Below are 18449 nucleotides of genomic sequence, written 5' to 3' on the forward strand. Positions count from 1 at the left end.
CATTGATACCTGGCGGTCCCACCACCCCCGACACCGCGACATCAATGATCCCGAGTCGATCACTGTGCCGTCTTCCGGTCAGCGACTGACCCGGGGAGGCGGATCGTCCCGCGCCGCCGACGCCGCACCACCAGCACCCACCCAGCACCAGCGGCCACGATCACCCCGAGGGTGGCCAGACCGCGCACCGACGAGCCGCCGTCGTCGTCCGGCTGAGCGCCGGCCGTCGTGGTCGGGCCACCGCCGGCCGGCGCGCTCGCCGACTCGAACCCCAACGGGGGTACGTCTGCCGTCAGCGCCGCCACGAGGTCGATCACGCCGTAGCCGTACTCGTCGTCGCGCCCGGGCGGACCCTTGTCTACCGCGGTGGCCGTGAGGCGGTGCGCCACCTCCTGCGCGGGAAGGTAGGGGTATTTCGATCTGATCAACGCCGCCGCCCCCGCCACGATCGCCGTCGCACTCGAGGTCCCGGTGCCCTTCGAGTATTTTCCGTCGTAGCTGGTGCTGTAGATGTCGACCGCCGGTGCTACTACGTCGACTTCCGGTCCAGTCACCGAAATAGCCGCATGTTTCCCCGTGCGGTCGACACCACCGACGGCGATTACCCCAGTCTCGCTGGCCGGGTATCCGATGGTCTGGTCACGAGGCAGATTGCCAACACCAGCGACGACAACTATGTTTGCGTTCAGGGCGCCTTTGATCGCTTGGCGCAGCCTCGAACTGCTCCCGCCGACGGAGGCAATGCTTATCACGTCCGCGCCGTTCGCTATTGCGTACTCTATCCCCTGCGCGAGGCCGTCCGGATTGCCATCGCCGTGCGGCGGGGAAGCGTAAATAGGCAGTATTTTCGCTTCGGGTGCAATGCCTAGCGCGCCCAGCTCTCCACCCCGGCCATGAGCAGCAATTAGGCCCGCCATGGACGTCCCATGGCTATCCCTGTCTTGTCGAACGTCACCACTTCCGCCAGCGATGATGTCTGTTCCCGTAAGTAAGTTGGTACGTAGATCGGGATGTGAGTCAACCCCAGTATCCGGTACAGCGACAACTACCCCGTTGCCGCGACTAATAACCTGGGCCTTGGTCGTCTTAAGATAGCTGAGGTGCCATTTGCCATTGCTCTGCGCGAATCCGGGCTGCGGCATCAGTCGCTTGGCTAGGCTGGGTCGAGGAACTTGTTGACGCGGCTAACGCGACGATCGCCGACATCGAAGTCAGCAGCAATATGGCGCGAATGGTCACCGATTGAAACCAATGGCGGGGCCAGGGTCAATCGGGCCTTGCTCATCTCCTGGGCGGACAACTGGGTTCACCCCTTGGTCGGTCTCCCACGGATTATCCGGATCCCATCGGCCGGTCTGATCGTTGTCTCGCTGCTGGCGGCTTGGACGTCCGGGAGGTAGGCCTGCGCCCGTATTAGTCCCCATCGAAGGTGCGCCGCCGATTGGAGTAAGACCGCCGTGAACGCTGCCAGCTGCGCGGCTGCCGCCCGGACGAGACCCAGCTCCCCCTGTCGGTCCTGTGCCAGCCCCACCGCCGCCGATCACACCTCCAATCGGATTGACCTTCCGGGGCGGAGTTGTCCCCGGGGCCGGTGGGCCGAGCCCCAGGCCAGGCGGTCCGCCAATCAGTCCGCTAGGGGGCGTCAGGCGTGGCTGCGACATCGGAGGCGACGCTTGCGGTCGATTCATGCTGCTGCCGGGTGGTCGATTAGTGGAGATTGGCGGGCCTGCGCCACGGGATGAGATAGACGGGCCGGGTGGCAGCCCAGGTCCTAGATGTGGGCCCGTCGACGTCGTTGAAGGTGGACTTCCTGTGTTCACAGTGGCAGGACTATTCACCAGCCCTGTCCCTGCACTGCCTAGAACTGGTCCAACGCCTTGCGACTGCGGCATGGGCACTGCGATGTCGGCTGTCGCAGGTCGGGCTGCCACGGACCTGCCGACAGTTGGCATCGGTACCGGGACGATCGGCGGGATAACTGGTGCTGTGGGGTTGGGGCCTAATGCGTCAGGATCCCCAGACTGAATTGGCGGTCGCACCACCGGTGGTTTTTGGAGGGTGGCTTGGGCTTGTTGGAGTTCCCCGCTGAGGTTGAACATCATGCCCCGCGCCTGCGCGTTCAGCCGTTCCAGTTCGGCGTCGGTCACCGGTGATTCGGTGACTCGGCTGCCCATGACCGCTTTCGCGTCGGCGGCCGTGGCCTCGTACGCCTGTTTCCGCTGGAGCTTGGTCGCGTACTCCTCATGGATCTTGCGAAGCTCGGCGCGGGTGGTGCCGATGGCCTGGGTGGCGGCGGAGAGCGCGGTGTAGTTGGCGGCGGCGGCGTCGTGGGTGTGCCGCACCTTGTCGATCAGCTCATCGAGTTGGGCGAGGTACGTGCGGGAGGCGGCGCTGGTTTCGGGCGGCCACGCCTCGGCGAGACCGCGCCGGTATTCCTGGAGCCGGCCGAGGTGGATCTGGGCCAGGTCGCAGACCTTGCGCCAGCCGGCGACCTGCTTCCAGTGGTTGGCGGTGTCGTGGTCCTGCAGGCAGGCCCACATGCTGTTGACGTCCATCAGTTGCCAGTCGGTGACGCCGGAGGTGCGGCCGCTGCCCCGTTCGATCACGGCAGCACCACCGGCCTGTCCCCGTCGGCGCCGGTCGGGTCGGGCAGCATCGGGGTCGGGCCTCCGGGCAGGACGGTCCCCGGGTCGGCGAGTGCCCGCTGCACGTCCACGACGCGGGCGGCCGAGAAGGCGTCGGCGTCGGAGTATTGGGTGGCGACCCGGTCGGCGACGGCGGCCAGGTGGCCGGTGGCGCCTTGGACGGCATACACCATGTCGGCGGTGGCCTGCTGTGTCTCGTGGTGTGCCTGCAGGAAGGTGACCAGCTCGATGAAGGCGTCGCACGGGTTGGGCAGTTGGGCGGACATGTCGTCGGCGATGTACGACAGGTGTGGCGCGTAGTTGCTCTCGACCTCCGCGGCGAGCCGGTCGGCGAACTCTCGGAGTTGGCGGATGTCGGCCTCGATGCCGCCATAGTTGCGCAGCCAGGGGGTTGGCCGGTCCTCTTCGGGGATCATCGATCCTCCCTACCCGTCACGGCACCGTTTCCCTGAGTGAGGTTAACGGCTGGGAGCGACGCTGGCAGCCCCCGCACGGCGGGTCGGGTCAGCGGGGCAGACCGGCGGAGCGCCATCCGCCCGGGCGGGCCGTGAGCACCGCGCCGGCCGGTCGACCGCTGCGAGCCCAGGCCGACGTGGCCACCGGCGCGGAGGCGGCGGCCGGACGGGACCGGACGACGATCGCCCCCACGAGGGCGGCCAGTTCCTCGGTGGTGGGCACGCCGCGGACGACCCGGAACAACGGCTCTTCGGCAGACATGACGCCAGGGTACGCGCCGCGAAGTTACCGACAATGCGGAGTGGCGTGCCGGCGGTGTGACGATCAGGGGGTCCGGGTACCGTCTCACCGATGTCGAACGCGCTTCCCCAACTCGTCGCTGACCGATACCGGCTCCTGTCGCCGCTCGGCCAGGGCGGCATGGGTCGGGTGTGGAAGGCGCGCGACGAGGTGCTGCACCGGGACGTGGCCATCAAGGAGTTGGTGCCGCCGCCTGGCCTCACCGACGAGGAACGCCGCGAGATGCGGGAGCGCTCGCTGCGCGAGGCCCGGGCCATCGCCCGGCTCAACCACGTCAATGTGGTGCGCATCTTCGACGTTCTCCGCACCGACGGCGATCCGTGGATCGTCATGGAGTACGTGGCGTCGAAGTCGTTGCAGGACACCCTCGCCGAGAGCGGGCCGGTGCCGCCGGCCCGCGCGGTCGAGATCGGCCTCGGCGTGCTGGGCGCCCTCAACGCCGCGCACAAGGCGGGCGTCATGCACCGCGACGTGAAGCCCGGCAACGTGCTGCTCGGCGACGACGGCCGGGTGGTGCTGACCGATTTTGGTCTCGCGACCATCCCGGGCGACCCGAACGTCACCCGCACCGGCATGGTGCTCGGTTCGCCCGCGTACATCTCTCCGGAGCGTGCCCGGGAGGGCACCGCCGGGCCGGAGGCCGACCTGTGGTCGCTGGGCGCGACGCTCTACGCGGCGGTCGAGGGCAAGTCGCCGTACGCGCGGCCGTCGGCGATCGCCACGCTGGCCGCGCTGGCCACCGAGCCGATGCCGCCGCCGAAGAACGCCGGTCCACTCAAGCCGGTGCTCAACGGGCTGTTGCGCAAGGACCCGAACGAGCGGATCAACGCCGAGGTGGCGGAGCGGCTGCTGCGCCGCGCCGGGGGCAAGCGGGCGCGAAGCATCTCGCTGCTGGATGGCGTACGCCGGCCCGGGCCGAACGGCCCGCGCGAGCCGCGCCCGCCGCTCGTGCCGGCGCCGCGACCCGCCGACAAGGGCGCCGACCGGCCGGTTTCGCCGCCGGCCCCGCGGACCCAGCCGGCCGCCGCGGCCGTGACTCCCGTCGTCGACACCAGCTCGACGCCCAGCGATGCGAGCCCGACGGCCGTCGTGCCTCCCGCTGCGGACGCCGCGCCGGTTCCGGCCGAGCCGACCGCCACGATCGACCGCCCGGATACCGCCGAGGCCGACCCGACGGCGAAGGTGACGGCCGCGGTCGGCACATCCGCCGACGGCACGACGAAGGCCGACGACGAGCCGACCGAGGTCGACGGTCCGCCGGTGGCGCCGGAACAGCGCAGGCCGCCGACCCCGACGTCGGTCATGTCGACCCCGGTGAGCCCCGCCGGGCGGGCGTCCGTGCCGCTCTATGGCGGTACGAAGCCGAACAACACGCAACGCAACCTGCTGATCGGGGCCGTGGTGGCCCTGCTGCTGATCGGCCTCGTGGTGATCGTGCCGCTGCTCACCAAGGGCGACGGCGACGGCGACAAGAGCCCGCAGGCCGGCCCGACCGGGGGTGCCGCTACCTCGGCTCCGGCGCCGCAGACCACGGCTCCGGCGGTGCCCCCGCCCACCAGCGGCGCGCCCAGCCCGACGGCCTCGGCCACCCCGTCGGTCGACCCGAACGCGCTGCCGGCGGGCTGGAAGCTGCACAGGGACCCGGCCGGCTTCGCCCTGCCACTGCCGGACGGCTGGTCGCGCCGGCAGGTCGACGGCAGCACGGTCGTCTTCAGCCAGAACAACGGGCCGGGTGAACTGCTCGTGCAGTGGACCAGCACTCCGGCGAAGGACGCCGTCAAGGACTGGCAGGCGCAGGAGCCGAACCGGAAGAGGCTCGTCAACAACTACCAGTACCTCAGCATCAATGCCTGCGACTTCTGGAAGACCTGCGGCGACTGGGAGTGGCTGGAGACCCGGGACGGGACCCGGATTCACGTCCGCAACCGCGGCTTCGTCACCGCCAGCAACCGCGGCTACGCCCTGCGGTGGGAGATCGCGGAGAAGGACTGGCAGGCCAACCTGCCGAACTTCGACCGGATCGCCAAGGGTTTCGTGCCTGACCGCAAGGACTGAGCATGACCTTCCGTCGTCCGGGGTATGTGACCTTCGACGACGGAAGGAGGTACGACATGGGTTACCGACGGAGGGACGCTCGGCCCCGGCTGGCACTGTGGATGCTCGTCGCGCTCGGCGACGCCGTCCTGCTGCTGGTCAGCGCGGGAATCTGGGCGCTCATCGCGCTGCTCAGCGTCGTGACCGTTGCCGTCTGCGGGGTGGCTGCCTGGCGGCTGACCCGGCGGAGCGCTCTGGCCAGTGAGGACGCTCCGGTGGTGGTGCCGGCGATGAGCCGACGGCGGGCCTGACCAGTACCGGTGGTGTGGCGGCAGCCGGACCGATTGTCGACCGTGCGGTGACAGCCGATCCCGCTGCCGCCAACCGCCTCCCCAGGCGGATCAGGCGGACCGGTCCGGTCAGGGCGTGTTGTTGGCCAGCGCGATCAGCCGCGACCGGTCGCCGTTCCAGTAGTTGCGGTCCACGTTGCCGCTGATCCCGGAGACGGCGCCGGTGCTGGTGTACTGCCAGAAGCTCCACACCGGCGCGCCGGCCGGCAGGGCGCCCGGCGTGCTCGCCCAGCGGGCCAGCCAGAGCGGGTGGTTCGCCCACGGACCGGTCCAGCTGCCGGTGCACTGGTTCCAGAAGCTGGTCGTGGTGTAGATGACCGCGTAACGGCCGGTGCGGGAGCGGTAGGTGTTCAGGAAGTCCTGGACCCAGTTGCGCATCCCGGTGGTGCTCAGGCCGTAGCAGTAGCCGCCGGCGTACGGGTTGGCTTCCAGGTCCAGGGCGGCGGGGAGGGTCCGGCTGTCGGCCGACCAGGCGCCGCCGTTGGAGGCCAGGTAGTTGGCCTGGGTCGAGCCGGCGGAGATGTTCGGCCGGGCGAAGTGGTACGCCCCGCGGATCACCCCGGCGTTGTACGAGTTGACGTAGTTCGCGTTGAAGTTCGGGTCCTTGTAGCTGGTGCCCTCGGTGGCCTTGATGAAGGCGAACTGGATGCCGGCGTTGCGCACGCTGGTCCAGTTGATGGTGCCCTGGTAGCGGGACACGTCGACGCCGGGCGTGGTGGCGGCGGCCGCCGGGCCGGCGGTCGCGACCAGGGTCGCCGCCGCGGTGGCGAGCAGGGTGAGGCCGGCCGCGAGCACGCGGCGCAGCGGTGATCTGGTACGGGCCATGGCTGCCTCCAAGGACGTCGGTCTATTGACGCCCATCTTTGGAGGTAAGTGCCCTAGATCGCAAGAGTTGTAGAAAAAAGCTTCATCGACGGGTGTCGGTGGCACCTCGACGTAGTGCTCGCCGTCGAGCCGGAACAGCCTCAGGGAATCCCACCCGATCAGTCTCACCCGATACGAGCCGGTGGCCCGGGACCGACACCGGAACGACGCCGGTAGGCTCGCGCCCCATGATGTCGATCGACGGGCTGAGCGACCTGTGGGACACGCTGTTCGGCGCGCAGCCGGACCCGCCCGCGCTGTTGGTGCTGATCACCGCGGCCGTCGCGCTGGTGGTGGTCAGCACCCGACTGCCGTGGCGGATCGCCCGTAACGCCATCACCATCGCCCACGAGGGCGGGCACGCGCTGATCGCCCTGCTCACCGGCCGCAAGCTGCGCGGCATCCGGTTGCACTCGGATACCTCCGGGCTGACGCTCTCCGCCGGTCGGCCCTCGGGGCCGGGCATGATCCTCACCCTGCTCGCCGGTTACGTCGCCCCGCCGCTGGTCGGGTTGGCCGGCGCCTGGCTGCTCGGCGGCAACCGGATCACCCTGCTGCTCTGGGTCGCGGTGGTGCTGCTGCTCGCCATGCTCGTGATGATCCGCAACGCTTTCGGCGTGGTGTCGCTGCTGGTCACCGGCGCCCTGGTGCTCGCCGTCTCGTGGTACGCCACCCCGCAGGTGCAGGCCGCGTTCGCGTACACCGGGGTGTGGTTCCTGCTGCTCGGTGGGGTGCGGCCGGTGGTGGAGCTGCAACGGCTGCGCTCGCGCGGCCGGATGCCCGCGTCCGACGCCGACCAGCTCGCCGGCCTCACCCCGTTCCCGGCGTTCTTCTGGGTGCTCTTCTTCGCCCTGGTCAACCTGGTCGCGCTCGTCGCCGGCGCGCTGCTGCTCGCCGGCCCGATCCTCACCGACGCCGGCCTGACTCTCTGACCACGAGGGTTCGGGCGGGCAGAATGAGGCGCATGCGATACGTGATCATCGGGGCGGGCGCGGTCGGCGGGACCATCGGGGTACGGCTGGCCGAGGCCGGTCGGGACGTGACCCTGGTGGCGCGGGGCGCGCACCTGGACGCGATCCGCGAGCGGGGCCTGACCCTGCGCCAGCCTGACGGCGACCTGACCGCCCGGCTCGCCGCCGCGGACGGCCCCGGTGACCTCCCGCTGCCGGCCGACACGGTGCTGATTCTCACCGTGAAGTCGCAGGACACCGCGGGCGCGCTGGCCGCCTGGGTGGACGCGCCGGTGGACGGGGGTGGCACGGCGGGTGAGCGGCTGCCGCTGGTCACCGCGCAGAACGGGGTGGCTAACGAGAGGGCCGCCCTGCGGCTCTTCGCCGACGTGCACCCGGTCTGCGTCTGGCTGCCGGCCACCCATCTGGACCCGGGCGCGGTGGTGTCCAACGGCTACCCGCACCCGGGAATGCTGCACATCGGGCGCTACCCGGCCGGCGTCGACGACACCGATCAGGCGATCGCCGCTGACCTGACCGCCGCCGGGTTCGTCGCCCCGGTCCGGCAGGACGTGCTGCGCTGGAAGTACGGCAAGCTGCTCGCCAACCTCGGCAACGGCCTCCAGGCGCTGCTCGGCCGGGACATCCCGGACGCGCTGGCCGAGCGGGTACGCGCCGAGGGCGTCGCCGCGCTCGCCGCCGCACACATCGCGCACACCTCGCAGGACGAGGAGCGAGCCGAACGCGGCGATCGGGTTCAGCAGCGCCCGGTCGACGGCGCGGGCCGCTCCGGCGGTTCCACCTGGCAGAGCCTGGCCCGGGGTACGGGCTCAACCGAGGTCGACCACCTCAACGGTGAGATCGCGCTGCTCGGCCGGCTGCACGGCGTACCGACGCCGGCCAACGTGGCCGTGCAACGCGCGGTGCGCCGGGCGGTGCGGGAGCGGATCGGACCCGGCGCGTTTTCGCTCGCCGACCTGGAGAAGATGATCGCCTGACCGGGGCAACCGAGGACCCCACCCGGCGCGTGTTCCCTGCGACCGACACGGGGAGGTAGCGGGTGCCGGACGTCGACGGGTTCGACGAGTTCTACCGCGGGAGCCGGCAACGGCTGCTCGGCTTCGTCTACGCGCTCACCGGCGACCGGGTCGAGGCGCAGGACGCCGTGCAGGAGGCGTACATCCGGGCGTGGCAGCGCTGGTCGACGGTCAGCCGATACGACGACCCGGAGGCGTGGGTGCGGGTGGTGGCCAGCCGGATCGCGGTCAGCCGGTGGCGCAGCCTGCGCAGTCGCGCCCGCGCGTACCTGCGGCACGGCGCCACCGAGACCGTTCCCGGCCCGGGCACCGACACCGTCGAGGTGGTCGCCGCGCTGCGCCGGCTGCCCGAGGAGCAGCGCACCGCCATCGCCCTGTACTACCTGATGGGCATGCCGGTCGCCGAGGTGGCGCGGGAGACCTCGGCCCCGGTCGGCACCGTCAAGGCCCGGCTCTCCCGGGGGCGCACCGCGCTCGCCGGGCTGCTCGCCGTCTCTGAACTCGAGGAGGCTACCGATGCGTGACGACCTGGCATTCGTCGAGCGGGTCCATCGGGACCTGCGGGACGTGCGGTGGCCCGAGCCGCAGGAGATCCGGGCCCGGGCCCGGCGGCGCAATCGGCGTACCGCCGTGACCGCCACGGTGGTGCTGGTGATCACGGGGGCGTTCGCCGTCGACGTGGTCGGCAACGGTCGTGGGCCGACAGCACCCCCGGTGGCTGCCTCGGCGAGCCCGACCGCACCAGCCCGGGGCGAGATCGACGCCGACGCACTGTTGCAACCGGCCGACCTGGCGCAGCCGGCGCAGGTGCAGCTCAGCCAGTCGGGGTTGGGGGAGATGGTCGTCGTCGAGAACATGCTGGGTTACTGCCGGGAAGAGCAGGGGATGGCCCCTGCCTGGCAGACGTCCCGCTGGTCACGGGCGCTGACCATGCTCCGGGAACCCGCAGAGGCCGCCGACACCGGTCCCGATGACTTCCTGCTCAGTCAGGATCTGTACCGGGTGACGCCGGAGGCTGCCGGGTCGTTCTTCGCCGACCTCGACCGGCTGGTGGCTCCCTGCGCCGAGTGGCGCAGCGTCGGGCCGTACGAGGTCGCGGGACGAAAGGGGACCGGGACGGCCGTACATCAGTGGGCGGTGGTGCAGCGGGACTTCGCCGGCGACGGTGCCGCCCTGCTGCGCCACACCGTGTCGCAGCCCCGCGACCAGAAGACCGGCAAGGCCATTGGTGACGAGCACTCGCCGACCAGCACGGCGGTGGTACGAGTGGGTGACCTGATCACGGTGCTCAGTCTGGGACGGAACAGCTCCGAGCCGGAGCTGCGCCGGCTGGCCGTGGTGGCAGCGCGTCGGATGTGCCTCGCCGCCAACCCCTCCTGCTGACCGCGGCCGCCCTTGGTCTGCACAACTTCTGTGAAGTTGCGCGGACCAGGGAGCGCGGTCAGAGCGGGATGTTGCCGTGCTTCTTCGCCGGGAGGGTTTCGCGCTTGGTGCGCAGGACTCGTAGCGCCCGGACGATCTGGGTCCGGGTCTCATGCGGCGGGATCACCGAGTCGATGTACCCACGCTCGGCGGCCACGTACGGGTTGGCCAGAGTGTCCTCGTACTCGGCGATCTTCTCGGCCCGAACCGCCGCCGGGTCCTCGGCGCCGGCCAGCTCGGAACGGTAGAGGATGTTCACCGCGCCCTGCGCGCCCATCACCGCGATCTGCGCGGTCGGCCAGGCGAAGTTCAGGTCCGCGCCGAGATGCTTGGAACCCATCACGTCGTACGCCCCGCCGTACGCCTTGCGGGTGATCACGGTGACCTTGGGGACGGTCGCCTCGGCGTACGCGTAGATGAGCTTGGCGCCGCGGCGGATGATGCCGTCCCACTCCTGACCGGTGCCGGGCAGGAAGCCGGGGACGTCCACGAAGGTCAGCACCGGGATGTTGAACGCGTCGCAGGTGCGGACGAACCGGGCGGCCTTCTCCGAGGCGGCGATGTCCAGCGTGCCGGCGAAGTGCATCGGCTGGTTGGCCACCACGCCGACCGGGCGCCCCTCGACGCGGCCGTAGCCGACCACGATGTTCTGCGCGTAGAGCGGCTGGACCTCCAGGAACTCCCCGTCGTCGAGGACGTGCTCGATCACCCGGTGGATGTCGTACGGCTGGTTGGCCGAGTCGGGGATCAGCGTGTCGAGCTCCCGGTCCTCGTCGCTGATGGCGAGATCCGCCTCGGCAGGGTGGACCACCGGCTCGTCGAGGTTGTTCGACGGCAGGTACGACAGCAGTGCCTTGACGTAGTCGACCGCGTCCTCCTCGTCCGTGGCGAGGTAGTGCGCGTTGCCGCTGCGCGAGTTGTGCGTACGGGCCCCGCCCAGCTCCTCCATGCCGACGTCCTCGCCGGTCACCGTCTTGATCACGTCTGGGCCGGTGATGAACATGTGCGAGGTCTGGTCGACCATCACGGTGAAGTCGGTGACCGCCGGGGAGTAGACCGCGCCGCCGGCGCAGGGGCCCATCACCAGCGAGATCTGCGGGATGACGCCGGAGGCGCGGACGTTGCGGAAGAAGATCTCGCCGTAGAGGCCGAGGGAGACCACGCCTTCCTGGATGCGCGCCCCGCCGGAGTCGTTGATGCCCACCACCGGGCAGCCGATCTTCATGGCCAGGTCCATCACCTTGACGATCTTCTCGCCGAAGACCTCGCCGAGGGAGCCACCGAAGACCGTGAAGTCCTGGGCGAAGACGCAGACCTGCCGGCCGTCCACCGTGCCGTAGCCGGTGACCACACCGTCGCCGTACGGCCGGTTCTTCTCCAGCCCGAAGGCCGTGGACCGGTGCCGGGCCAGTTCGTCGAGCTCGACGAAGGAGCCCTCGTCGAGCAGCATCTCGATCCGCTCGCGGGCGGTCTTCTTGCCCCGGGCGTGCTGCTTCTCGACCGCGCGCGCCGATCCGGCGTGCACCGCCTCGTCGACCCGGCGCTCCAGGTCCGCCAGCTTGCCCGCGGTGCTGTGGATGTTGGTCCCGGTCTCGGTAGTCACCCAGGGAATATAACGATGGTTCAGGACGACGCCGCTGTGCAGTACGCCTCAGTGCCGGTGCGGCCACCGCCGTAGGCTGGCGGGATGCCGGGCTCCCCGTACACCGATCTGGACCGCCCGCCGTTGTCGGCGGCCCGGCTGCGGCGCGCGTTGGTCGCGCCGCACGGCCCGTGGGCCCGGCTGGAGCTGCGCACCGAGACCGGCTCCACCAACGCCGACGTGGCCGAGGCTGCCCGGGCCGGCGAGCCGGAGGGCCTGGTCGTGGTCGCCGAGCGGCAGACCGCCGGTCGCGGCCGGCGCGGCCGCGTCTGGCAGTCGCCGGCGCGGGCCGGGATCACCACCAGCGTGCTGCTGCGGCCCGGCGAGGCCGTGCCGGACCGTGGTTGGCAGGCCGCGCCGCCCACCGGGTACGGCTGGCTGCCGCTGCTGGCCGGCGTGGCGCTGGTCGAGGCGGTGGCCCGGCTGGCCGAGCTGGAGGCCACCCTGAAGTGGCCCAACGACCTGCTCATCGGCGACGCGAAGTGCGCCGGCGTGCTCGCCGAGGCGGTGCCTGGGGGTTCGCCGGACCAGCCGCCGGCGATCGTGCTCGGTATCGGGCTGAACGTGACGCTGCGCGCCGACGAGCTGCCGGTGAACCCGACCGGGCTGCCGGCCACCTCGCTGAAGTTGGCCGGCGGGGCGGCCACCGACCGGGACCCGCTGCTGCGGGCGTTGCTGCGCGCGGTCGCCGATTGGTACGAGCGCTGGCGCGCCGCCGGCGGGGACGCCGTGGCCAGCGGCCTGCGCGACGCCTACCTGGCGGCCTGTGCCACGGTCGGTCGCGAGGTGCGGGTCCTGCTTCCTGGCGGCGACGACCTGACCGGCACCGCCACCGGCGTGGATCCCGACGGGCAGCTCCTGGTCACCACCCCCACCGGCGACCGCGTCCTGGCCGCCGGCGATGTCCTGCACCTCCGGTGAACGCAACCCGCCCCGTGCGGCTGATCCGCCGGGGCGGTTGGACCGGTTACGGTCTGCGCGTCGGAAAAATGGCGATGGAGGTTCCCGTGGCGTTCCCCGAAGACGTGCTCACCGAGGACGAGCACGTCGTGCTGCACCTGCACCCGCACTGGAAGGCGTTGATCCGGCCGATCGCGGTGCTGGTGCTGGCCGTTGCGGCGGTAGTCGTTGGCGTGCTCCTGCTGCCGGCCGGCGGCGGTGGCTCGATCGCGCTGGCCGTGATCGGGGTGCTCGCCCTGGTCGCCGTGTTCTGGCTGGGGCTGTGGCCGTTCCTGGTCTGGCGCACCACGCACTACCTGTTCACCAATGAGCGGGTGCTGCTCCAGCAGGGTGTCTTCTCCCGGGACCGGCGGGACCTCCCGCTCACCCGGATCAACGACCACTCGATGAACCAGCGTTTCATCGAGCGGCTGCTCGGCTGCGGCACGCTCACGATCGAGTCCGCCGGCGAGCGCGGCCAGTCGGTGCTCGCCGACGTCCCGGGCGTCGGCCAGGTGCAGACCACCCTGTACGAGCTGGTCGAGGCGCAGCACGACAAGCACTCGCTGGGCGACGGGGAGATGCGTGACATCCTCGCCGACATGCGCGAGGGCAAGCCGCTGCGCGACACCACGAGCTGATTCCGACTGCGTGACCGCCCCGGCCACCGCGCCGGGGCGGGTCAGGCGGGCGGTTCGGTCTCGGTCGGTTCGGTCTCAGGCGACGGGTCGGCGGGGCGCAGGGCGAACCAGCCGCGGAAACGGGTCCGCAACACCTCCTGCTCGGGCCGGTCGTCCGGGCCGAGGCGGAGCATGGTGCCGGTGAGGCTGGCGGTGCCGAGGCCCGGGCGGGCGGTGGACGGCCGGGCGCCCATCACGTCGACCCGGACGGCGAGCCGGTCCCCGGCGCGCACCGGGGCGAGCCAGCGCAGCTCCTCCAGGCCGGGGGAGGCGTCCGCCGCCGCGCGGGACAGCAGGTGGTCGACGTACGCCCGCATGAACAGGCTGACCGTGTAGAAACCGCTGGCGATGAGCCCCCCGTGCCGGCTCGCTCCGGCCAGCTCCGGGTCGACGTGGTACCACTGCGGGTCGAAGCGGCGGGCGAAGGCGACCATCTCGTCGCCATCCACCGTGACCACGCCGAGGTCGACGGTGAGCCCCGGGACGAGGTCCTCGAAGAACAACTCGGCGCGTGCCCCGGTGCCGGAGCGGGCTGCGGGTGGGGTCACCGGCGGGGCGCGCGGCGGGTGCCGGCGTGCAGCTCCGCGGCGAGTTCCGCGTCCAGGTCGGCGGAGAAACCAGCGCTCAACGGCGTGGGCCTCCCCTGGGTGGGAGCGCCGATCGGGCCGGGTGCGGTCGCCGGACGGCCGTCGGACTCCTCCAGCTCGGAGACGGATTCGGCCAGCTCGGCGACCGGGTCCATCCCGGCCATGGTGTCCCACTCGTCACGCGGGATGCTGTGCCAGGTGGGCTCGGCCTTCGCCTCGGTCTCGGCCGGTACGACGGGCTGGAAGACGAAGGTCCGGTACGACCAGAACCGGAACAGGGTGGCCAGCAGCACGCCACCGGTCTTCGCGACGTTCAGTGCCAGCAGGCCGTGGACGCCGAGGCCGTACTTGGCTGCGGCCAGTACGCCCAACTCAATGAGCAGGCCGGTCGCGTTGAAGAGAAAAAACAGGACGTACTCCCGCCGGAGCGCCGATTTCGGGCGGTCCCGGTACGTCCAGTGACGATTCATAAGATACGACGTGATCGTGGCGACGATGGTCGCGATCACGGTGGCCTTCAACTGACCATCGGCAAAGACGGTGAGTGCAAGGACATTGAACACCGCGTAATTGATGACGGTGTTGATGCCGCCGACGATGCCGAATTTGAGCGCCTCGCGGATGAACTTCTGCCAGCGCTCAGGCAGCAGACGGACAAGACGCATGCGAAACACCTTAGGGCAGTCGGTGAGGCCGGCGATCACCGGCCGGACGAGGTGGGCGGCAGGTCACGCCCCGTGGTCTCGGTCGTGCTTCACCTGCGGAACGGTCCGGGTTCCCGCTTCGACGAAGACGAACCGCCGGTAGGACCAGAATCGGAAGAGCGTGCCGAGGCCCGTGCCGACGACGAAGCTGGCGATGTTGTCGGCCAGCGGCGTCTGGAACACCGCCGGCCAGATGCTGCCGAGCCCGTACCGGCTGATTGCGAGGCAGGCCACCGCGATGCCGAGGCCGACAGCGTTGAAGAAGAAGAAGAGCGCGTACTCCCGGGCCGGATTGTTGCGTTGGCGGTGCCGCCAGGTCCAGAACCGGTTGCCGACGAACGCGAAGCTGGCCGCGAGAACGGTGGAGATGGTCTTCGCCGTCACCTGTTCGACGCCACGCGCGGTCGTCAGGTAGTTGAACAGCGCGAAGTCGATGAGGAAGGCGATGCCGCCGACCGTGGCGAACTTGCTCAACTCGCGGACGAGGTGACCGAAACGGTCGAGGAGTGCCCGGACCAGACCCGGCCGGGTCTGCCGGGGACCCGGTTGCTCCCCGGTCATCGTGGCGGCCACGGGCCGAGCGTACCGGCTGATGACCAGTCAGCGGGGTAGCAACGGCGAGCATGCGTGGTCGCTCGTGCCGGGCTCGCGCCGGGTGCGTCGCTGCTGAACGCAGCGTAACCAACGGGAGGAGTGACGCGTCCCGGAACGGGAATCCACGCAACGGTCGGCGGGACCGGTTCGCCGCTCGACCGCAACTCACGTCGACGGGGTGCACAACAAGATTTGCGTGAAACTGCGCGGGAAAGCGGGTATCAGCTCCCAATGCCGCAGCGTAGCCGTAGCTTGTGCAGTTCTTCACAACCAGTCCCACTGACTCGGAAGGCTGCCCGGTTTACGCTGAGCCCAATCCCAGGTTTCCACGAAGCGACGCATCGCGCCGCTGAGACTCGTGCATCCCATAGATCGGTCAGCGTCGACCACAAGGAGATGTGTCATGGTTGCTCCGGCTGTTGTGCGGGGTATCGATCAGGCCCCGACGTCCCATCCGAAACTGCTCGCCTGGGTCCGTGAGGTCGCGGAACTGACCACCCCCGACCGGGTCGTCTGGGTGGACGGGTCCGACGAGGAGTGGCGCCGCCTCACGGATGAGCTGGTCGAGGCCGGCACCCTGATCCGGCTGAACCCGGAGAAGAAGCCCAACTCGTTCTACGCGCGCACCGATCCCACGGACGTCGCCCGGGTCGAGGAGCGCACCTTCATCTGCTCCGTCGACGAGGCGGACGCCGGCCCCACCAACAACTGGATGGCGCCGGCCGAGATGAAGCGGACGATGAACGACCTGTACCGCGGTTCGATGCGCGGTCGCACCATGTACGTCATCCCGTTCGTCATGGGCCCGGTCGAGGCCGAGAGCCCGATGTTCGGCGTCGAGGTCACCGACAGCCCGTACGTGGTCGCCTCGATGCGGATCATGACCCGGATGGGTGCCAGGATCCTCGAGGCGATGGGTGACGACGCGGACTTCGTGCACGCGTTGCACTCGATCGGCGCCCCGCTCGCGCCGGGCCAGGAGGACGTCGCGTGGCCGTGCAACGAGACGAAGTACATCTCGCACTTCCCGGAGACCCGCGAGATCTGGTCGTACGGCTCCGGGTACGGCGGCAACTCGCTGCTCGGCAAGAAGTGCTACTCGCTGCGGATCGCCAGCGTGATGGGGCGCGACGAGGGCTGGCTCGCCGAGCACATGCTGATCCTCAAGATCACCTCGCCCGAGGGGAAGGTCTACCACATCGCGGGGGCGTTCCCCTCCGCCTGCGGCAAGACCAACCTGGCCATGGTGGAGCCGACCATCCCGGGTTGGAAGGTCGAGACCATCGGCGATGACATCGCCTGGATGCGGTTCGGCGAGGACGGTCGCCTCTACGCGGTCAACCCGGAGTACGGCCTCTTCGGCGTCGCGCCGGGCACCGACTGGAAGACCAACGCCAACGCGATGCGGACGCTGGACCGGGGCAACTCCATCTTCACCAACGTGGGCCTCACCGACGATGGGGACATCTGGTGGGAGGGCATGGGCGAGCCTCCGGCGCACCTGATCGACTGGAAGGGCAACGACTGGACGCCGGACAGCGACCGCCTCTCCTCGCACGCGAACAGCCGGTTCTGCACCCCGATCACCCAGTGCCCGATCCTGGCCGAGGACTACTACAACCCCAACGGCGTGCCGATCGACGCCATCCTCTTCGGCGGCCGCCGCCGGGACACCATCCCGCTGGTGACCGAAGCTCGGGACTGGGTGCACGGCGTCTACATGGGTGCGACCCTCTCCTCGGAGACCACCGCCGCCGCGTCCGGCGCGGTCGGCGTGGTGCGTCGGGACCCGATGGCGATGCTGCCGTTCATCGGCTACCACGCCGGTGACTACTTCCGGCACTGGATCGAGATGGGCAAGGGCACCGACGGCGACGAGGCCAAGCTGCCCAAGATCTACTACGTCAACTGGTTCCGTAAGGACCCGGACGGCTCGTTCCTCTGGCCGGGCTTCGGCGAGAACTCCCGGGTGCTGAAGTGGGTCGTCGAGCGGATCGAGGGCCGGGCCGCGGCGGTGGAGACCCCGATCGGCATGGTTCCGGCCCCGGACGCGCTGGACGTCGAGGGCCTGGACATGACCCCGGAGGACGTCCGGATCGCGCTGAAGGTCGACCCGGACGAGTGGCGCAACGAGCTGCCGCTGGTCACCGAGTGGTTCGAGAAGTTCGGTGACAAGCTGCCCGGCGTGCTCTGGGCCGAGCTGGACGCGTTGCGGGCCCGACTGGACGCCGCGCAGCCGCAACGGTAGGTGTGAACATCGCCCCTGCCGGGCATCATCGGATCCCATGAGGACGGCCGCCGAGACCGAGGTCCGGCGGCCGTCCGCCGTCCGGGTGCTGACCATCCTGCTCGCGACGACCGCGGCGGCCACCGTCGTGGTCGAGCTGCTCAACTGGTGGTACGCCCCGGAGCCGGGCTTCGGGCTGGCGGTGCGCACCGGCTGGGCGATGCTGCGCTCGTTCGGTTTCCTGCTGCTGATCGGGCACGTCCGGCGGGGGCGTACGGCCGCCCGCCCGTTCGGGCTGATCCTCGCGGTCACCACGATCTTCGCCGTCGGCCGGCTGATCGTGCCCCGGCAGGGAGTGCCGCCACTGCCCGGGTTGCTCGGCTTCGCCGCGCTCACCGCGCTCTGCGCGGCGGTGGTCTGGCTGCTCTACCACTCGCCGGCGCTGACCGGGCACCTGGTCCGGCACCGGCCGCGACTGGTGATCGACCGGGCCGGCATCTCCTGGCGGGAGACGCCACGGCGCCGGCCGGAGGCCAGTGGCTGGCTGCTGACCAGTCGGGTGGCGGCGTTCACCTACAGCCCGCTGATGCTGGTGCCGGCGCTGGTGGCCGGAGGATCCATCCTGGACGATCGCCTGACCGCGGTGCCGGCCGTGCTGTTCTGGTTCGGCGCCGGGATCACGGCCAGCTACGCGGTGCTGTTCTGCACCGCGTTTCTGATGCGCGGCAAGCACTGGGCGCGCGGCCTGCTGGTCGTCGTCACGATGGCCGTACTCGCCGTGGACCTGCCGCTGTGCTGGTGGCTGTTGGGGCTGGACGGACTGATCCGGGACGGTGGCCCGCTGCTCGCTGCCGCGGCCCTGACGCTGTACGGGCTACGGCGCGCGGCTCGCGCGAAGGATGCCGCGGCCCCGGCCTGACCCCGCGTGGCGCGGCTCCGTTCGGGCCTGCCACGCCTCTCTGGTGCCCTGTCGAGCTGCCCCGGAAATGGGCCGCCGGGCACTTCGGCCGTTTGCGTG

General features: G+C 70.4%; 17 protein-coding genes and 2 pseudogenes. 10 read left to right on the forward strand and 9 right to left on the reverse strand.

What is annotated here, in order from left to right; genetic code table 11:
* Nucleotides 1-78: 78 nt before the first annotated feature.
* From ABZU69_RS02540 to ABZU69_RS02550, 3 genes and pseudogenes are all read right to left on the reverse strand, one after another.
* A pseudogene (locus tag ABZU69_RS02540) lies at nt 79-1206 on the reverse strand (S8 family serine peptidase).
* 1396 nt (nt 1207-2602) lie between these two features.
* A complete protein-coding gene (locus ABZU69_RS02545; protein ID WP_354962658.1) occupies nt 2603-3061 on the reverse strand; it encodes a hypothetical protein in 459 nt (152 codons plus the stop codon).
* Nucleotides 3062-3149: 88 nt separating this feature from the next.
* Complete coding sequence (locus tag ABZU69_RS02550; RefSeq protein ID WP_354962659.1) at nt 3150-3362, reverse strand: acyl-CoA carboxylase subunit epsilon; 213 nt, start codon at nt 3360-3362, stop codon at nt 3150-3152.
* Between the two features lie 90 nt (nt 3363-3452).
* Between ABZU69_RS02550 and ABZU69_RS02555 the strand changes: the two genes are divergently transcribed.
* Together ABZU69_RS02555 and ABZU69_RS02560 are read left to right on the forward strand one after the other, a co-directional pair.
* A complete protein-coding gene (locus ABZU69_RS02555) occupies nt 3453-5456 on the forward strand; it encodes a protein kinase (RefSeq protein ID WP_354962660.1) in 2004 nt (667 codons plus the stop codon).
* A 56-nt stretch (nt 5457-5512) separates the two neighbouring features.
* Nucleotides 5513-5746, forward strand: a complete 234-nt coding sequence (locus tag ABZU69_RS02560) for a hypothetical protein (protein WP_354962661.1) — start codon at nt 5513-5515, stop codon at nt 5744-5746.
* A gap of 108 nt (nt 5747-5854) precedes the next feature.
* Here the strand turns inward: ABZU69_RS02560 and ABZU69_RS02565 are convergent, their stop codons facing one another.
* Complete coding sequence (locus ABZU69_RS02565; protein WP_354962662.1) at nt 5855-6610, reverse strand: GH25 family lysozyme; 756 nt, start codon at nt 6608-6610, stop codon at nt 5855-5857.
* A 227-nt stretch (nt 6611-6837) separates the two neighbouring features.
* Between ABZU69_RS02565 and ABZU69_RS02570 the strand changes: the two genes are divergently transcribed.
* From ABZU69_RS02570 to ABZU69_RS02585, 4 genes are all read left to right on the forward strand, one after another.
* Complete coding sequence (locus tag ABZU69_RS02570) at nt 6838-7581, forward strand: M50 family metallopeptidase (protein WP_354962663.1); 744 nt, start codon at nt 6838-6840, stop codon at nt 7579-7581.
* Between the two features lie 32 nt (nt 7582-7613).
* Nucleotides 7614-8597 carry a 2-dehydropantoate 2-reductase N-terminal domain-containing protein gene (locus tag ABZU69_RS02575; protein ID WP_354962664.1) on the forward strand — a complete coding sequence of 328 codons (984 nt, stop codon included), beginning with the start codon at nt 7614-7616 and terminating at the stop codon, nt 8595-8597.
* A gap of 62 nt (nt 8598-8659) precedes the next feature.
* A complete protein-coding gene (locus tag ABZU69_RS02580; protein WP_354962665.1) occupies nt 8660-9160 on the forward strand; it encodes a SigE family RNA polymerase sigma factor in 501 nt (166 codons plus the stop codon).
* Nucleotides 9153-10019 (forward strand): hypothetical protein, encoded by an 867-nt coding sequence (locus ABZU69_RS02585; protein WP_354962666.1) that lies wholly within the window; start codon nt 9153-9155, stop codon nt 10017-10019. The genes ABZU69_RS02580 and ABZU69_RS02585 overlap by 8 nt, the downstream gene beginning before the upstream one ends.
* A gap of 58 nt (nt 10020-10077) precedes the next feature.
* Here ABZU69_RS02585 and ABZU69_RS02590 read toward each other — a convergent pair whose 3' ends face one another.
* The gene (locus ABZU69_RS02590; protein WP_354962667.1) at nt 10078-11661 is read right to left on the reverse strand and encodes an acyl-CoA carboxylase subunit beta; all 1584 of its coding nucleotides are present in this window, start codon (nt 11659-11661) and stop codon (nt 10078-10080) included.
* A gap of 84 nt (nt 11662-11745) precedes the next feature.
* Between ABZU69_RS02590 and ABZU69_RS02595 the strand changes: the two genes are divergently transcribed.
* Both ABZU69_RS02595 and ABZU69_RS02600 read left to right on the forward strand, forming a co-directional pair.
* Nucleotides 11746-12621 carry a biotin--[acetyl-CoA-carboxylase] ligase gene (locus tag ABZU69_RS02595; protein ID WP_354962668.1) on the forward strand — a complete coding sequence of 292 codons (876 nt, stop codon included), beginning with the start codon at nt 11746-11748 and terminating at the stop codon, nt 12619-12621.
* 86 nt (nt 12622-12707) lie between these two features.
* Nucleotides 12708-13280: a PH domain-containing protein gene (locus ABZU69_RS02600; RefSeq protein ID WP_354962669.1), complete on the forward strand. Its 573-nt coding sequence runs from the start codon at nt 12708-12710 to the stop codon at nt 13278-13280.
* A 41-nt stretch (nt 13281-13321) separates the two neighbouring features.
* Here ABZU69_RS02600 and ABZU69_RS02605 read toward each other — a convergent pair whose 3' ends face one another.
* The 4 genes and pseudogenes from ABZU69_RS02605 to ABZU69_RS02620 all read right to left on the reverse strand — a co-directional run.
* Nucleotides 13322-13867: a MaoC/PaaZ C-terminal domain-containing protein gene (locus ABZU69_RS02605; protein ID WP_354962670.1), complete on the reverse strand. Its 546-nt coding sequence runs from the start codon at nt 13865-13867 to the stop codon at nt 13322-13324.
* Complete coding sequence (locus tag ABZU69_RS02610) at nt 13864-14571, reverse strand: GtrA family protein (protein WP_354962940.1); 708 nt, start codon at nt 14569-14571, stop codon at nt 13864-13866. Before ABZU69_RS02610 ends, ABZU69_RS02605 begins: the two co-directional genes overlap by 4 nt.
* Before the next feature lie 63 nt (nt 14572-14634).
* Nucleotides 14635-15171 (reverse strand): GtrA family protein, encoded by a 537-nt coding sequence (locus tag ABZU69_RS02615; protein WP_354962941.1) that lies wholly within the window; start codon nt 15169-15171, stop codon nt 14635-14637.
* Nucleotides 15172-15382: 211 nt separating this feature from the next.
* Nucleotides 15383-15472 (reverse strand): annotated as a pseudogene (locus ABZU69_RS02620) (GtrA family protein); the annotation flags it as partial.
* A gap of 135 nt (nt 15473-15607) precedes the next feature.
* Here ABZU69_RS02620 and ABZU69_RS02625 point away from each other — a divergent pair.
* Together ABZU69_RS02625 and ABZU69_RS02630 are read left to right on the forward strand one after the other, a co-directional pair.
* Entirely contained in the window at nt 15608-17452 is a 1845-nt protein-coding gene (locus ABZU69_RS02625) for a phosphoenolpyruvate carboxykinase (GTP) (RefSeq protein ID WP_354962671.1), read from the forward strand.
* Nucleotides 17453-17489: 37 nt separating this feature from the next.
* Nucleotides 17490-18350: a hypothetical protein gene (locus tag ABZU69_RS02630; RefSeq protein WP_354962672.1), complete on the forward strand. Its 861-nt coding sequence runs from the start codon at nt 17490-17492 to the stop codon at nt 18348-18350.
* Nucleotides 18351-18449 lie beyond the last annotated feature (99 nt).

Source organism: Micromonospora sp. NPDC005206 (assembly GCF_040608175.1).
Classification (GTDB): Bacteria; Actinomycetota; Actinomycetes; order Mycobacteriales; family Micromonosporaceae; genus Micromonospora.

Bases quoted from the DNA above. Each gene is read 5' to 3' on its own strand.
- ABZU69_RS02545 (WP_354962658.1), bottom strand. From the start codon at position 3,061: ATGATCCCCGAAGAGGACCGGCCAACCCCCTGGCTGCGCAACTATGGC.
- ABZU69_RS02550 (WP_354962659.1), bottom strand. From the start codon at position 3,362: ATGTCTGCCGAAGAGCCGTTGTTCCGGGTCGTCCGCGGCGTGCCCACC.
- ABZU69_RS02555 (WP_354962660.1), top strand. From the start codon at position 3,453: ATGTCGAACGCGCTTCCCCAACTCGTCGCTGACCGATACCGGCTCCTG.
- ABZU69_RS02560 (WP_354962661.1), top strand. From the start codon at position 5,513: ATGGGTTACCGACGGAGGGACGCTCGGCCCCGGCTGGCACTGTGGATG.
- ABZU69_RS02565 (WP_354962662.1), bottom strand. From the start codon at position 6,610: ATGGCCCGTACCAGATCACCGCTGCGCCGCGTGCTCGCGGCCGGCCTC.
- ABZU69_RS02570 (WP_354962663.1), top strand. From the start codon at position 6,838: ATGATGTCGATCGACGGGCTGAGCGACCTGTGGGACACGCTGTTCGGC.
- ABZU69_RS02575 (WP_354962664.1), top strand. From the start codon at position 7,614: ATGCGATACGTGATCATCGGGGCGGGCGCGGTCGGCGGGACCATCGGG.
- ABZU69_RS02585 (WP_354962666.1), top strand. From the start codon at position 9,153: ATGCGTGACGACCTGGCATTCGTCGAGCGGGTCCATCGGGACCTGCGG.
- ABZU69_RS02595 (WP_354962668.1), top strand. From the start codon at position 11,746: ATGCCGGGCTCCCCGTACACCGATCTGGACCGCCCGCCGTTGTCGGCG.
- ABZU69_RS02610 (WP_354962940.1), bottom strand. From the start codon at position 14,571: ATGCGTCTTGTCCGTCTGCTGCCTGAGCGCTGGCAGAAGTTCATCCGC.
- ABZU69_RS02615 (WP_354962941.1), bottom strand. From the start codon at position 15,171: ATGACCGGGGAGCAACCGGGTCCCCGGCAGACCCGGCCGGGTCTGGTC.
- ABZU69_RS02625 (WP_354962671.1), top strand. From the start codon at position 15,608: ATGGTTGCTCCGGCTGTTGTGCGGGGTATCGATCAGGCCCCGACGTCC.
- ABZU69_RS02630 (WP_354962672.1), top strand. From the start codon at position 17,490: ATGAGGACGGCCGCCGAGACCGAGGTCCGGCGGCCGTCCGCCGTCCGG.